This window comes from Bacteroidota bacterium (assembly GCA_013696965.1).
Taxonomy (GTDB): Bacteria; Bacteroidota; Bacteroidia; order JACCXN01; family JACCXN01; genus JACCXN01.
Window position 1 is genome coordinate 18132 of the sequence record JACCXN010000025.1, and the last position, 18082, is coordinate 36213.

General features: G+C 33.4%; 6 protein-coding genes. All 6 read left to right on the forward strand.

The genetic code is table 11. From position 1 onward, the window contains the following. Positions 1 to 8: 8 nt before the first annotated feature. The 6 genes from H0V01_04445 (at position 9) to H0V01_04470 (ending at position 18075) form a co-directional block, all read left to right on the forward strand. Positions 9 to 5957, forward strand: coding sequence for a LamG domain-containing protein (locus H0V01_04445; protein MBA2582621.1), 5949 nt, complete (start codon positions 9 to 11; stop codon positions 5955 to 5957). Further along, positions 5954 to 6487: an OmpH family outer membrane protein gene (locus H0V01_04450; protein MBA2582622.1), complete on the forward strand. Its 534-nt coding sequence runs from the start codon at positions 5954 to 5956 to the stop codon at positions 6485 to 6487. Before H0V01_04445 ends, H0V01_04450 begins: the two co-directional genes overlap by 4 nt. A 104-nt stretch (positions 6488 to 6591) precedes the next feature. After that, positions 6592 to 7134, forward strand: a complete 543-nt coding sequence (locus H0V01_04455; GenBank protein MBA2582623.1) for a hypothetical protein — start codon at positions 6592 to 6594, stop codon at positions 7132 to 7134. A 7-nt stretch (positions 7135 to 7141) separates the two neighbouring features. Next, positions 7142 to 13252, forward strand: a complete 6111-nt coding sequence (locus tag H0V01_04460; protein MBA2582624.1) for a hypothetical protein — start codon at positions 7142 to 7144, stop codon at positions 13250 to 13252. A gap of 3 nt (positions 13253 to 13255) precedes the next feature. Then, positions 13256 to 13981: a hypothetical protein gene (locus H0V01_04465; GenBank protein MBA2582625.1), complete on the forward strand. Its 726-nt coding sequence runs from the start codon at positions 13256 to 13258 to the stop codon at positions 13979 to 13981. Between the two features lie 71 nt (positions 13982 to 14052). Then, a complete protein-coding gene (locus tag H0V01_04470; GenBank protein MBA2582626.1) occupies positions 14053 to 18075 on the forward strand; it encodes a hypothetical protein in 4023 nt (1340 codons plus the stop codon). The last annotated feature ends 7 nt before the right edge of the window (positions 18076 to 18082 follow it).

Genomic DNA, 18082 nt, shown 5'->3' on the forward strand with positions numbered 1-18082 from the left:
ACACAGTAATGAAAAACAAATTCTTTATTTTTAATATAGTTAATTTCTTAACTATTGCTTTGTTTGGAACTCTTTCCGCTCAAACAACAGTCACCCTTTATCCTGATTTAGATGCTACGATTCTTTCTTCTTCTCCCAATAACAATTATAGCGACAATACGCATAGTAACGGAAAATCAATTAGAGCAAATGCTTCAACCGGAAGAGGAGGAACAGCGGTGTATTACAGAAGTTTAATTAGTTTTGATGTTTCTTCCGTCCCTTGTAATGCTACAATCACCGATGCAAAACTAATTCTTTATGGAATTGGGCATGATCCATTAAGTGGTAATAATTCAGTTTATTTTCAAAGGGCATATAATTTTACTGAAAGTACGGTTACCTGGAATAGTCAGCCAAGTGTTACTACAACAGGTCAAATCAGTCTTTCTTCAACTACATCATCTACCCAAATTGATACACTTAATTTGACATCCTATTTGGGAGAAATTCACTCTGGTTTGTCTCCTCGCAATAGTTTATTAATGAGACTTCAAAATGAACAATATTATAATGATAGGTATTATGCTTCAAGCGATCATGATTCTGTAAACTTACGTCCAAAACTTATTATTATCTATACTTTAGGCGGAGTAAATGGAGGAGTGGATAAATTTGTATGTGTTGGAGACAGCACTCAATTAATCGCAAGTGGAGCGGAAACATATTCGTGGAGTCCCACTGCAGGTTTAAGTAATCCCAATATATCCAATCCAAAAGCTAGTCCTAGTTCTACTACCAGTTACTTAGTAACAGCATCAGATTTAAATTTTTGCCAAACTGTTGATACAGTTTTAGTTACTGTTTTTCCTTTTCCTGTTGTAAATGCTGGTTCCGATCAAAGCATGTGTGCCGGTAGTAATGTTCAATTAGCAGCTACTGGGGCAACCACCTACTCCTGGACCCCAACTACAGGTTTAAGTAATCCTAATATTTCTAACCCAGTGGCCAGTCCGACTTCAACCACTAATTATATTGTAACAGGTATTACCAATGGATGTCAAAAAATCGATACAGTAGTTGTCATAGTATTATCCCTTCCAAATGTTGATGGGGGGCGAGATCGAGCAATATGTGAAGGTGACAGTGTGCTATTAGAAGCTTCTGGTGCGACAACCTACTTATGGAGTCCCACAACGGGTTTAAGTAATCCTAATATTTCCAACCCAATTGCCAGTCCGACTTCAACCACCACTTATATTGTTACAGGTATTACCAATGGATGTCAAAGGAATGATACAGTGCACGTCACTGTCATTCCTCTTCCTACAACAAATGCAGGTTCCGACCAAAGTATGTGCGCCGGTAGTAATGTCCAATTAGCAGCTACAGGGGCAACCACATACTCCTGGGCCCCGACTACAGGTTTAAGTAATCCTAACATTTCAAACCCAGTTGCCAGCCCGACTTCTACCACCAATTATATTGTAACAGGTATTACCAATGGATGTCAAAAAATTGATACAGTAGTTGTCACAGTATTACCCTCTCCAAATTTAAATGCTGGTTCCGATCAAAGTATATGTCTTGGAGACAGTGTTCAATTAAATGCAACTGGTTCTAATACATACTCCTGGTCCCCGACTACAGGTTTAAGTAATTCTAATATTTCTAACCCGGTTGCCAGTCCGACTTCTACAACCAATTATATTGTAACAGGTACGACCAATGGATGTCAAAAAGTCGATACAGTAGTAGTCACAGTTCTATCCCTTCCAACTGTTTATGCCGGTCCAGATCAAAGCATTTGTCCCGGAGACAGTGTTCAATTGAATGCAACTGGTGCTACTACATACGACTGGAGTCCAAATGCAGGTTTAAGTAACCCCAAAATCTCTAATCCCATTGCAAATCCAAAATCTACAACCACTTATACTGTAATTGGTTTTGATGAAAATGGATGCCAGGGAATAGATTCCGTGGTAGTTAGTGTGATTAATATTTCTGTATTTAATGTTGAAGTTTCACCTGATGTTATTATTTGTCCAGGGGATACTACCCAACTATCTGTTGGATTGCTAAATGAGCACCATGCGCTTAAATTTGATGGGAATGATGATTATATTCAAATACTTGACGGTTATACTCAAACCCTTAAAAATACGAATGAATATACTGTTTCTTTTTGGATTGGTGTTGATGCTTTTGGATTATCACCGGCAGCTTTATTTGATGCTGATAGTACAACAATTAGCGGAGGGTTTTCATTTGGAATAAATTCATCCAGCGAATTATATTGGAGTGTCGGGGGTTTAACAAGAACCTATTCTTTATCAGTGCCATTGCAAGACAGCGCATGGCACCTTATTTCCATTGTAAAAGAAGGAGTTGGTGATTTCGGAAAATTATATATAGACACTATAATTCAAACAAATTTTACTGGAGCTCTAGGAAATATGCCTAATGAAAATAGTGATATTTATTTTGCCAGAGACAGAAGTGGCAATTACTTTAAAGGATATCTAGATGACATAAGAATTTACAATTCAGTTTTAGATTCCAGTCAAATAAATAAAATTGCATTTTCTGACACATTAAAAACAGCAGGATTAATTGCTTACTGGGATTTAAATGAAGGTTCAGATACTGTGATTTTTAACAAGGTTTCAGCTGTAAATGGAACATTAAACAACGGAACATTTTGGGTAAGTAATGAAGATGTTGACCTGCCTGTTGAAGATATCTTTTATGATAATATAAATTTTTATTGGACACCTGCACTTGGTTTAAATACAACAATTGGAAACATTGTACATGCATCTCCCTATCAAACAACTACTTATACAGTTACAGGAGTAATGGGCAATGGATGTGAATTAAATTCTGGTTTAGTCACCGTAACAGTGAATACAAATCCTTTAACTCCTGGTTCAATTGGTAATAATCAGACAATCTGTTATTTTTCGAAAGCGGATACTTTAATAAGTTTAACATCACCCACAGAGGGAACGGGTGAATACTATTACCATTGGGAAAATTCCAGGGATAATCAAAATTGGTATCCAATAGCAGGAGCATTTTCATCCTCATATTTTCCAGGTATTTTAGATTCATCAAAATATTTTAGGAGAGTTGTGTATTCTCCTGGATGCGGATTTTTACCAACATCTCCGGTTTTAATAACTGTTTATGATAAACTCGCACCTGGCACCATTGGATACAATCAAACTATTTGTTACAATTCCATTCCTGATTCAATTATCAGTTTGGTTTTGCCTTCAGGTGGATTTGGCCCTTATACTTATGAATGGCAATATTCAGATAGTGGAATTGTATGGACCGACATTCCTGGAACCAATTCCAGCTCATATTTACCATCGGCCATAACTGTTAAAACATATTATAGGAGGAAGGTTTTTAACAGTTGTGATACTGTATTTGGAGCTTATGTTATAATTAATACTGCTACTCAATTAACTTCAGGAACTATAATTTCCGATGATTCGGAAGTTTGCTATAATTCAGCTGCAGGAGCTTTAATAAGTAATCCTGTAGCTAGCGGAGGTCCTAGTTTCTACACTTATCAATGGGAATCTTCCTTAGATAATATCAATTGGTCAATTATCTCAGGCGCTACCGCTGATATTTATTACCCAGGAAGCTTAACTATACCTACATATTTCAGAAGACAGGTTGAATCAGGGAATTGTCCCATTGAAACAAGCAACCAAGTGTACATTATAATAACACATCCTGGAATTATAGGAAGTAATCAAATAATTTGCAATGATTCAACTCCAAGTATACTAAGTGATATTTCCCCTGCTTCAGGTACTGGTCCTTTTAATTACCAGTGGCAATATTCAACAGATAGTTTAGTATGGACAGATTTACAAGGAGCAAATTCTGTAAATTACACTCCTTCAAATTTAACTGAAACAACTAATTATCGAAGAAATGTTAGTTCTCCAGCCTGTAATAATGTAGCTGCTAATGTTATTCAAATCACTGTAGCACCAAAAGTGACACTTCTTCCATACAATAGTATAAATGTTACAGATTCTTCCTTTGAACTTTTTGGAGGTTATCCTATAGGTGGAACTTATTCAGGCACAAGTGTAATAAATAATATTTTTTACACTAATGAGGCTGGAACGGGAACTCACTCAGTTACTTATACAGTTGAAATGAATGGTTGTTCAGCATCGGTTATTCAAGATATTGTTGTTATTTCTCAACCTTTCTATGAATATACAGCAGAACCAACAACTGGAATATCATTTAATAACTATGGTATTTATGTAAATATATTTTCCGATTCCAGTCTTGCTTCACCATTTGATACTACAACATTAAATATTGTTGGACATCTATTAAATGAAAGGGCCGCTGAAAATAGATCCTTTGATAATAATAAAAATGGAATATTTATGAATTTAGGTCTGATTAAACTAACCAAAGATTGGAGAAACAATGCGGGAGATTTATTTATTCCGATTGTTGGTAAAACTGAATTATATGGAAATAATCAAAAAATTGGAGGTACATCAGTAACTCAGTTCAATAATCTTACTCTTAGTGGAACTGGTATCAAATCTATGTATATTGATGTTGATGTTAATAAGGAATTAAATCTCCAGCATCTGGAAATGGCAACAAGATCATATACTTTATTTATTAAAAATAATTCAAATGGCTCAATCCTACGCACATCTGGTTTTGTAAGCAGTGATTTTTTTGAAGGGAAATTATCAAGGGCTATAAACAATACTCAGCCTTATCTATTTCCTGTCGGCTCAAGTTTGCAAAATGCAAGATATCGCCCGGTTGTTGTTGCACATTCTACGTCTAACCCATTAATTTTTAGTGTTAGAATGATCAATAATAGTCCTGATTTACCCTTAAATCCAGCCGATTCAAATTCCACTCACCCAATTTTAGTTAAGTACCAGGATGTTCATACCATAAATGATAAATTTTATTATTGGTTAAATAATACTATTCCATCGGAAACAAGTGACATTGGATTTTATTATTTTCAAAACAACGATGATCAGTTTCAAAGTATTGCTCATTGGAGTGAGACTCCTGTGCAATCTGTAATTTTTAATTCTCCTGTTGTACCTTATTGGAAAAGCACAAATGATTACCTTGGAAATCATGCATTTATTTTTCCCTTAGAACAAAATAGATATAATAGTTTAATTGCTGCAAATGCCTATCCAAACATGGATTTTGTAGCAATAAAGGCATGGAATGATTATGCTCATCCCATATTCACATTGAACAAAGCTGGCTTTGTAATAAATACAGGTGCTGGATATGGAAATCAGGATGGTACAAATAGTAATGTAACTGGCCCATGTCCTACATCGGCCCCTTGTAATGATGAAACCCCTTTAAATACTAGTGGGAATGCTGATGGTTCTGGTGGAGGAGTAGTAACCGGCTTACCTTTGGCAGGTACTTATTGTCAAGTTTATTTGGATGACATTGATAATACTCGAGTAAGAATATGCTGGGAAGTTAATAGTTATGGAGCAATTAGCAATGTTCATGTTGTTGATAGTGACTCCCTGTTAGATTTAAATTATCCCCTTTCTCCTGAATTATTTTCCATTGTAAATGGAACCACTATATTATTTAACAACGCTCCCCAAAGCACAGAAATAAATTGCGATTCTCCTATTCTGATTAAATTTAATAATGGAGTTTCAGATCCTATATTACTAAATACTAGTATTGGGGATAAGGTAGTTGTTTCTGGAGTAGTGAATGATTTAAATCTTGAACTTGAAATTTTTAGTCAAGATAATACATCTATTGTCCATCTTTCAGGAAATGCGGTGTTAAACCCATTAGGTGTTTGGGATGGAAAAATATCAGAGGTTCCTTCTCCAGGAGTTTATAAAATTCAGCTTACTCATGGCGTAGTGGGCGGTGCTAAAATTTTTAAAGGTCAATTTATTGTACAATGATGAAAATTAAAGATTATATAATTCTTGCAATTGCATTATGCAGTATTTCTTTAGGTATATGGGTGAAATTAACTGCACCCAAAGTTGCATATGTTCGGACTGCAGAATTAGTAAATGGTTTTGATGGAATGAAAGAGGCAAGTGAGGAATATCAAAAAAAAGCTGCTGAATGGCAAAATAACATTGATTCTTTAAAAAGAATTTTGCAAAGAGAAATTGTTATTTATTCAAAAGATTCATTGACATACTCAAAGAATGAAAGGATAGAGAAATTAAAAGGACTAAATTATTTACAACAAGCATATTTGGAATATTCAAAAATAGTTGCAGAAAAAGCGGAGGAGGAAGATCAAATAATGACCCAACGAGTATTGAATAAAGTGAACAGTTACATTGAACAATACGGGAAAGAAAATGATTACCTAATTATTTTAGGAACAAATTCCTCAGGAAATATAATGTATGGTGAAAAAGCCGCAGATATTACTCCCATAGTTTTAGAGAATTTAAATAAAAATTACAGAAATTGAAAAAGGCATCTTTTATTGTTGTATTTATTTTAATGCTTTTTTGCATCATTTTTTTGAATTCATGTAAAAAAGGTTTTTCTAATGAAAAAGAATTATTCAAGTGGATGAACAATTTAGAAAATGGTTTAATAAAATCTAAAAGCATTAATGGAATTAAGGTAACAGCTAAGTATTTACCTCCTGAATTTTTAGTGTATAAAGATTTGAAAACGCATGATGAGTTCAATACTTTTTTAAAAGATAGTTTAATGGAGTGGTACAAATTCAACCATACTTTTTTATTGAACATTGCATTGGATGAAGAGAATAAAAATGACATGGATGTAATGAGATACGGGGTGAAAAATTATGAAGAATATAAAGAAAAATTTATTTCAATGAATTTTGATCTAACCGATTTCATCAGTTTAAAAATTAAGGATAAAAAGTTGTCACCTGTATTAATTAATCTTGAAAATGTATATGGATTATCAAAAGACAGGAATGTTCATTTAGTATTTACAACAGATGAAAAAACAAATTACACTGATTTTGAAGAATTGGACTTGGTATATAATGATGAGATTTTTGAAACAGGAATAAATCATTTTGTATTTCAAAAAAAAGATATAGAATCTATTCCTTTAATAAAATTTTGGAAAAAATAATAGTATTATGATCAAGAATAAAACACTCAGAAAATCAATAGCACTTTTTATGTTGATTAATTTTATTAATCAACTATTTTGTCCAACATTATCATTTGCACTTAATGGTGGCCCGAACGCTCCGGAATTTTCCAGTTTTGAGCCCGTTGCCACAACTGATATGGTTAATCCTTTTTCAGGAGATTTCACTTACAATTTACCTGTAATTAAAATTCCAGGACCAGATGGAGGAGGATATCCATTGTCATTGTCTTATCATAGCGGAGCATCATCTGAAGAGGAAGCCTCATGGGTAGGTTTTGGTTGGACCCTCAATGCAGGATCAGTTAATCGTTCCTTAAGAGGTTTTCCAGATGATTATAAAAATGATACAGTTACACAATATAATAAGGTTAGACCTAATTGGTCATCTGCAATTACTGTAGATGGGGAAATTGAAAAAAAATCAAAAGATAAGCAAAAGAAGGACTCGCCTAAAGATTCTGTTTCCACTGTCGGTTTATCCTTAGGATTAGACCACTCATTAAGGTATAATAATTACCAGGGATTTTCCCCTAGCACAGGATTTGATGTTAATATAGCTGGATATGGCTCAGTTGGAGCAAATGTTAGTGGCGGAGGAATAACCTTTAGTGCAAATGTGGATGTTTTAAATATATTGAATAGTTCTAAGAAAAAAAACAATTCAAATAATACATCACAAGAAACTGTAGATAGTGAAACCAAAAAAGAATCTTTCGTAAATAGGTCATATAAATCCAGTAAAGCTAAAACTGTTGGCGACTTTAAAAATGTTGGAAAGGCAGCTAGGGATTTAGCCATAAATAAAGTTAGTGTATATGGAACACATTCAATTTCAAATTTCTCCAGTAATGTAAGTGTAGCAAGATATAAAGGAGTTTCTTATGATTGGGCTTTAAATTCTAAAGTAGATATTGGCCGTTCAAATTATGGAATTGAGTTTGGGCATTCTGGAAATTATAATATTCAGGCAAATGATCCTGAATTTATAGGACTTGCTTGTGGTTTTATGTATAACCCTAATATTGATAATTTATTGGTTTCAGGGGGAGATAAAATTCTTTCTGATCATTTTGTTGAAAAAGGAAATCCTTATAATAAAAGGGACCATTTTCTTGGAATGCCTTTTAGTAATTCAGATTCTTATTTTATTTCAGGGGAGGGCTTAGGAGGAGGTTTTCAATTGTTTCATAAAAAATTGGGCCATTATTATCCAAATTTTTTAACCAGTGAACAAAAATTGAAAAAATTAGCACTAGAATTTACTGTTGGTTTTTCTGTTGGAAAAATTGTTGATCTTGGAATAGGCTTTAATTTTAATGTTCCTGGAACAGGAAAACATAAAGTTGAAATAAGTGATTGGAGAGCCGCTGGGAATCCTGTATGCAAAAAAACACCTGCCGATTTCCAATTTGATCCAAGTGATAAAGGTTTTTTTAGATTTAATAATGATTTAGGAGGAAGTGTAGAATATTCTATAAATGGCAATTCAGATGCTGTAACTGCTGAAGTTTCTGAGCCAGGAATTTCTTCTTTGGTTTTGCCTTCATCGCCCAGTCCCCAGGACTTCATTACTGCGGCCTTTACCTTATTAGGGATTACTGAAATTCCAACTATTGATTTTTATGGGTTTGGACCAGGCGATACTTTGAATTTTCCATGTGTTAATATTCCTCAAATAATTCCAGCAACCAAACATTTTTATGCAGAATTAGGAAACATGGGCCTTAGGAATATTGATTCAGAAGATTATTCTGTTGGTGGTTCTTCATTTATTGATTATAATATTTTTCCTATAACTGATGAAAACAAACGATTTGAAAAAGACCCTGGATTAAAAATCATCAGTAAAAATTATGACCAAGCCATGAAAGATGGTATTGCCGAATTAAGCATTCATAATGAAAGCGGTTTACGTTATGTTTATGGCTTACCTGTTTATGCAAGGAACGAAAGAAATTTTCAAATTGGTACTGAGAAAGAAGGAACTGTTGAAAACAACTACTTATATTATTCACCAGCTGCCAATCCTGTTAACCTTAAGTTTCCATTAAAGAATAAAACCATAACTGGAGAAGCAAAAAATAAGCCCTATGCTACTGCCTATCTGCTTACCCAAATCACAACTCCAGATTATGTAAATGTGGTTAATCCAAATGATGCTACAACAAATGGTTTAGGTCCAGAAGATTTTGGAGGCTGGACAAAATTTGGATATAGAAATGCAGCGTTTACCAACAATCTTTTAGCTTCAGAATGGTACCAATATCGAACTCCTTATTCAGGCTTGCTTTATCAGAAAAATTCCTTATCAGATTCTCATGACGACATTGCCACCGTTTCTACGGGTGAAAAACAAGTTTATTATATGAAAGCAATTGAAACAAAAACGCATGTAGCATTCTTCATTACTAATCAAACACTTGGTACAGAATTTAACAATTATTTACCCCTGAATATGGATCCGGCCTTAAAGGCAACTATTATTAATAGTTTGAATGGAAGTTTGGATGATAGACTTGATGGATTAGGTGCCTTGAGATTTGATTCACAGGGTATGGATCCTGCTTCCATTAAAGGAAACAGCGCAAACATGAATAATGATCAAAAGGTAGAAAAATTAGAACGTATAGTTCTTTATGCAAAGTCGAGATTTGAAAAACCAATTCAAACCACTCATTTTGAGTACAACAATAGCTTGGTTCGAAACTTACCAAATTCTCAAGAGGGAAATTACCCAATTAATCCTAACTCTACCAAGGACTATAATAAAAGTGGAAAATTAACTTTAAAAAAAATCTGGTTTGAATATGAAGGTGTGGTGCAAGCAAAGATTTCGCCTTATGTTTTTAAATATATCTACAGGACTGATTATACATCAGGTGCCGCAAGTGGAAATAAGTACCAACATTTGAATGAAATGGCAAGATATTCTATTTCTGATCAAAATCCAGATTATCAACCTGAATCTTTAGATATCTGGGGTAATTATCAATATCAGGGAGCTGGAAGAAAAGCTTTATTGAAACCTTGGGTTTCTCAAGAAAATCGTGCACTGATTCAGGATAAATTTGATCCTGCTGCGTGGCAATTAAAACAAATTCAATTACCATCAGGAGGTGAAATTAACATTCAATATGAAGAAGGTGATTATTGTTTTGTACAGGATAGAGCTGCAATGGCTATGATTAGTCTTTTACCTGGTTCAGTTGATAGCAATAAACCAAATGAAACAAAATATCTATTGAATCTTGCTGATGTTGGCTTAAATACTTTGTCTTCTGCAGAAAAAGTCCTATTAGTAAATAAATTAAGTGTTTATTTTGGATTATTGCCAGAAAAAAACAAGGATGAAAGGGAAAAAGTTTTTTTTAAATTCCTTTATGCCCTTAAGGGAAATAATCCTTCTTTGAATAGTTGCAAATCTGATTATATTACAGGCTATACTGAAGTTAATACCATTGGTATTGATTCAGGAGGAAACATCTTTTTTAGCTTGGGGACCAAAAACGGAGGAAAAAAGAATGTTCCTAAATGGGTTGCTCATAGTTTCCTTGCTACCCAAAGAAATGGATTATTAAATAACAATGATTGCTTTGGGGAATTAGAAAATGTGGATCAGCAAATTCTCGAACAATATCATGTTGCTGTACAAAACGGAGATGATTTTGAAGATAGTTTTGATTCCGATTTTCGTAAAGATTTTGTAAGACCGGTACTTAAAAAATTAGCAAAAAAACAATTTAGTTACCCCACTCCTAAAGTTGATGATGTTGGAACTGTTAACTATCCATTATCCTATCTTCGAATTCCTTTACTTACGACAAATAAAAAAGGAGGCGGAATACGTGTAAAAAGAGTGTTGATGTTTGATAATGGAGTAAATACAGGAGATGTAACTGTTTATGGAACGGAATATACATACACTTTAGAAGATGGGCGAAGTAGTGGAGTTGCAACCAATGAACCAGGTAGTGAAGAAAATGCCCTTAAAACATTCCTGCCTCGTTTAAAACAAAGCTTTGCATCTAAAGTAATTTCTGGATTAGATAGAAAACAATCAGAGGGTCCTTTAGGAGAATCTTTATTACCTAGCCCTTTAGTAAGTTATTCCCGTATAACAGTTCGAAATATTCATACCGGTAAAACTGGGACGGGTTTTAAAGTTGAAGAGTATTATACTGCTAAAGATTTCGCTTTCGACAGACTTTATGATGAAGAAAGGTCAGAAATAGAAGGTAGAGGAGTGGAACATACAGAATTAAAAGACAATAGAAAAAAAGATAAAATTAATATTCCTTTAGGTCTATTTAATTACTCTGTTCAAAAGTTATGGCTTGCACAAGGCTTTAGGTTTATTAATACCAATATGCATGGCCAATTAAGAAAAATGTCAAACTATGGTAATAGTGGTCAACTAAGTTCCTATTCCGAATACGAATATTATTTACCTGGTGAAAGAGTCCCAATGCTTATTTATAATAAGGATACTGAAACCTATAGCATAAATTATACAAATCCTGGAAAAGAAGAACAGATAACAAGTTATATGAATTCATTTAGTGATATAAATATGAATTTATCACTCAATTTGGACCTTGTAGTATCTATTCTAACAACAGGAGCCACTGCCACTTTTGGTCTGTTTCCTTCCTTTACATATGCCGAAAATGAATTTAACACACACACTACCACAAAAGTGTTAAGGTATCCTGCAATTCAAAAAAGTGTAACTAACTATCAGGATGGAGTAGTAAACCATAGTGAGAATTTAGCTTTTAACCCTCATTCAGGTAAACCTGTTTTAACAAAAACAACAGATGGATTTGACAGATTGCGACTTGAGCAACAAAACGCTAATCTTATCCAAAATGGATCCTATTATAATCTTGTAATTCCCGCTTCCTGGATTTATGATGAAATGGGGCAAAAATCTAAAATATCAAATTCAGATTCAAGAACAAACCAATTGACTGAGGTGGCTGGAAATATAACATATTATGGCAAAAGTCCATTTTTAAACATTTCTAATCTTTCATCAATACCTCCTAACCTTCATGGAGTAGTTAGTGCTACTGCACAATCATACAAAAAGGATTGGTTTGAAATTACTGGTAATGAAACTATAGATAATGAATATGGAATCACGAATAACATGAAGCTTGAATTGAATAAGAAGTGGCATTCAAGATCAAGCTATGTATTTAGAACCAATGTTACTTCTTCTAATGGCTTAAATGATAGAATTTATACTGGTGGTTTATTTAATAATTTTACTATGTTTAAATGGGATTCTCTTCCAACAAACTCATCTAATCCATGGTTAATTTCCAGTGAAACTACAAAATATTCTCCTCATGGTTTACCACTTGAAGAAAGGAACATTCTTGACATTTATAGTTCTAACAAGTATGGTTATGGAGGCGTTTTAGTAACTGTTGCAGCTCAAAATGCTTCATATAATTCAGTTCAGTTTGAGGATTTTGAGAATTGTTCTATACCTAATGTTATAATTGATACAATTGCCCATTCCGGAAATAAATCCTTGGTGTACAGTGCTTTGCCAGGACATCTATTTATAAATCCTGTACAAAAAGTAATACTTAATCAACAATTAAAAACGAAAGGCGCATCTGTTAAAATTTGGGTTCAAAGTGCATTTTACTCACCTTCCAGTGTAAATTCGAACAATAACTTAAAGGTTGAAATAAATAATGTATTAGAAAAGCCATTTACAAAAATTGCTCAAACAGGAGAATGGACATTGTATGAGGCTAAATTATCACAAAACGATTTTAACTCAATTCCTGTAAACAGTATTCTTTCCCTTAAACTAAATTACACTATACAAAATAGTGAAATTGTTTATATGGATGATTTTAGGTTTCAGCCTCTTAATGCACAAGCAGTATGTTATGTTTATGATGTCGCTAGTCTTAAATTATTAACCCAGTTTGATGATCAGCATTTTGGATTGTATTATCAATATAATGATGAAGGTAAATTAGTACGCAATCAAATTGAAACAGAACGTGGACTAAAAACCATTCAGGAAAAACAATACCATACACCCTTAATTCCAAGAAATTTACCATAAAGGATGAAAATAATTATTCTAACAATTTTTTCTTGTTTCTTTTCAAATCTCACTGCACAAAGTGTTTCAAACCTTTGTATTCAAAGAGTAAAGGAATTTAATAAAATTAATGATTCAAGGGTATTGCCTGAAAAAAGTGTCTTTTATGTCAATTACAATCAAAAAATTACAATGTGGGATAAAAATACTCCCTCGGTTAGTACAGATGTAAAGGTATGGGCAAATAAGTATAGAATTAAATATATTACTAATGATATAGAAGTATACCAGGATAATCGAGATGTATTTATGATTATACATTCTAAAAAGAAAGTAATCTGGGGACAATCAGAAATGAAAGAAGGAAATGAAGCAATTAATCAGATTACCAAAATCACTGCTTTAAAGGACACCTTATTTAGTTTATCCACAATAATAAAATGTGAAACTATTAAGAAAGAAAATATGGAATTACTCAGAATGATTCTAAAATTTAATGGAGAAGCCAGGGAACAATTAAGTATTGATCAAATGGAATATAATTACGACAATAAAACAGGTAATGTCGTAAGTGTTATTACTGATTTTGTTTCTTCTCATGAAGTGAAAAGAATGGAGGTCCATTATTTGAAAAATGAGAATGACTACAAAGGAGTTAAATTAGATAGGCCAGTGAGTGAAAAAATAGTAGGAAAGGACAATTTATTGCTTCCTTATTATAAGTATTATCAATTGATTGACAACCGGTAAACCTAAAGGTAATGATAAAAAAAGAGATTAAAAAAATTGTTTTTGGATTTAATTTACTGTTTTATATGCTTATGAATTTTTCATTTGCACAACAGTCCGTATTTGAGCATTCTGTTATTGGTACGGCAAATATGACTGGAGTAGACATTGTAGTAAAAACTCCTTATTATCCTGATTCAACTCAAACCCCAGGAACATCTCCAGCTTTTAACATAAAACCATTAAATACAAAGATAAAATCAGCAAAAATATATGTTTTGTTAAATCTTGGAGCTGATTATAATTTGGGAGAACATGAATTTTCTTTACCTGTAGATTTTTCTTTAATTGGTGTTAATTCGTCCAATGGAATAATAGTACCTACAATTCATAAAAATTTATTAATTAACGAGGACACACCAGAAACTATATTTGTTTATGATTTTTCAAATGATGTTGAACAAATTAGAGAATTTGTTTTTACAGTTACACCACCCACTGGTTCATTTCCCACTAATTCCACTATAAATACTATTATACAAGATTCAGCAAGATTGAAATTTTATTATGAAATTGACTATGGGGTCGATGTTAGAACGCTCACTGGAGTGCCAGCACCATTAATAAATAATTCAAATCCAATTTTCTACACTAGAGTTCACACATTCGATTGGAGTTCCACGCCCTATAACTTTCCTAATTATGAATTTGAATTATTGCGCCTGCACAACAGTTCAGTGGCGAATTTGAGTGACCAAAATATTATTACTGCTAAATTAGATTGGAGTAAAGCATTAAAAATTGAAACGCAAAGCAGTTCAAAACAGATTAAGATTGCTGTAACAGAGGGAACAGGATTTTATATTTGGAGGGTGCGTGCAATAGGGAGCTTTTATGAAGGGAGCATTGCAAATTTCCAAAATTTTGGGCAGTGGAGTTCAGCTCCACCTACAGGAACCATTTTGAATTTAAATAAAAATGCTGATGTAACAGGTGGTAGTTCTTCTCTCTGCTATTTTACTGACCCAGATGATAATATAAACTGGATATACAACAGAGTTTTTACAGAAGGAAACAGAATAAGTGAAAATATAAGCTATGCAAATGGTCTATCACAAATTATCCAGTCTCAGGCTCGAATTCAATCTAAAGAAAGTACGATCGTTTCACAATCTATTATTGATTATAGTGGAAGGCCCGCTTTATCAACTTTACCTGTACCTGTTATCGAATCTGAAATGTATAAGTTCAAATCAGGTTTTGTAAAAAATTCCTCAGGGGAAACATATACAGCAAAGGATTTTGAAAATTTTGATGTTAATGGTCGTAATATCAATTCACCAGTAGATTCTTCCTTAACCACATCAGATTATTTTTATTATTCTGATAACAACACTGATCTTAATATTCCTTCCGCAAATGGTTATCCATTTTCCAGAACCTTGTTTTACAATGATGGTTCAGGAAGAGTTAAGGAACAATCTGGGCCTGGAAAAATACATTCGATGGGGTCACAAATTGATGGCAAAGGCCGAACAGTAAGAACCTATTACGGAACACCTTCTAATGATGAGTTATTGAGAGTTTTTGGCGATGAAGCACCTATTGAAACAAGCGTGTTTAAAACAATAACTGTAGATGCAAACAATACAGAATCAGTGGTCTATACTTCAAAAGAAGGAAATGTTATTGCAACCTGCCTTGTCAAAAACAGCCCGAATAATTTAAATCCTTTATCCTCTGAACCTGAAAATTATGAAGGATACACGGTTAATAATCAAACAACTGTAAATGTACCTGCAGAAAATGGCTTTATAAGCACAAAAAGGCTTTCTTTTTCTTCGATAACAAAAGTTGATATTTCATACCGTATGGAATGTGAAAACCTTCCTTTATGTCCCGTTTCAGACTCTGATTGCAATTATATTGTTGAACTGTTTATTCACAATATCAGTGAAAATTATTCTTATACAAGCGGACAAATGTCTTTACCATCCTGTGATGGATTGTACCGCACTATCAGTTCAATTAATTGGTATCCAATTTCAGGTGCTCCAACTTTAGCTTTAGAATCCTCAAGTGGGAAACCTCTTTTAGAACCAGGAAATTATATTATAGAAAAAAGGATATTCACTTCAACCGATGCACAGGCTTCAATCGCAGGATCAAGTATGGAAAAAGTACAAAAAGCAATTAAACCCTTGGTTAATTTAGTATTAGGGATGCTTGAAATTGTTAATGATGAAAATGGACTAATTGGTTTTTACGAAAATATCAATACTTTAAGTGCTAATATTGCTACAGATAAGCAATCTCCGAATCCTGGGCTTTATTATACAATTCCAGGTTTGGACAGTATGCTTAGAAGCCCTGATGATTCAATTAGTTTTGATCAGCCCTATGATCCTTTAGCTTTAACCCCGACAAGACCCAATTTTCTAAACATTAAAGCAGGTTGTTGCAACAGCATGAAAATTCCTGTAAGATATACCCCATTAATTAGCTGTTTTGAACCCTCTGAATTAGTTACCTACTATAACGATAATTGGCAAGAACTTGATAATGGATATCTTTTGGATTTTGAAGGCTATGCCAAAGCAAGGCTAGGATTGAGTTTAAATAGTATGGATACAATGTTTAAAGGATACAATCTATTAGATAATGAATTCAACTTCATGATTTACCATATGCTTGTTGATGAGTATAATATTGAGGATCGTAATGACTCTACATTAATTGTCAATAAGCGCCAATATGATTGTGAGAGACTTTGGGCTTGCTGGATAAATGTTGTAAGTCAATTTGAAAGTGCTCAATTGTTAAACATGGATCCCCAAACTGATAACCACAATGTAGCTAAAGGCGCAGATGATTCTATGGATGAAGGAGGTTCTACAGAAGATAGTCCTGAAAGCACTGTTAACAATGAATCCGATAAAAATGCTAAAGAGTCCCCTGGAATTGCTCAATGGTTATTGGATTGGATAACCGCAAAAAAATTAAGGAAGGAATTACGAAAAGATCGTTCAGGCGCAGGTGATTCCGAATCGCCTCAAAATGCCTTTGTTGCAAATTTGCCAAAATTATTCCTTGAATGCGCAGGTTATCAATTTGCTCAAATTCTTGATACAAATGGCATTCCTACCTTTTATCCGGATGATGCAATTCATTATGTTAAAAATAAACCGGTAACTGTAAATTCTGGTTTAGTTAATTTTGGAAAACCTACCTTTCCTTATATTATTGATCCAAAATATGCTTTTAAATATTTTGTTTATACTCAAGCAGATATTGTAAATCCTTCTGCTTCAACAAACGGAAATTTTCCTGCATACATTGATCTCGAATTCAGTCATTGCTTTGTTGAACCACCCTCTGATTTATGTATTAAACCAGCTTGTGCATCACGTACCCATTTGAATTGGTCGGGAGCAGAAAGACATAATTTTTACCTGGATAATGTAGGTTATATGCCTGTTCCTCAAACAGAATTTGAAGATTTAAGTTACGATTGCCCTACTCCACAAAATTATTTAGGAATTTTTGATACTTTATTTATAAACTGCAATACAACTTGCGAAAGCCGCAGAGATGGTTTTAGAAATGGGATCATAAAAATGTTTCTGGAAAATTGTTACCAAATTGGAGGATGTGCTACTGACACTAATAATATAGTAACAGATACTGATATAGAAAAAATTGTAGATGCAATTGTTGGTGATTGTATTGGACAATGCGATACTATTAAAATCCGTGTAAGTGCTACTGTGGGATCTTATTCTCCATTGGAGGAAGACTTTAACAATCCAAATTCTGCAACTACAGCATATCCTAAGGAATATTTGAGAAATTGTAAAATTTTTAGTGGCTCAGGTTATGAAGAAGTTTCCTATTGTGATGTACTTCTGCTCCCAAAATGCGAAAGAGAAAGAATAACTCAGATTCAAAGTTGGAATTTTATACCAGACCTGCCTCAAATTGATAAAAAATGTGAACATAAATCTGATGAAGCTGTATGGTGGGGAAATCTTGCAGATCCTTGCACTTTTCAATCTCCCTCAAGTCCTAATGCCCCCTTTTCCAAAGTTTATGAAGTAAATGTAATAACACCTTAACCATTTA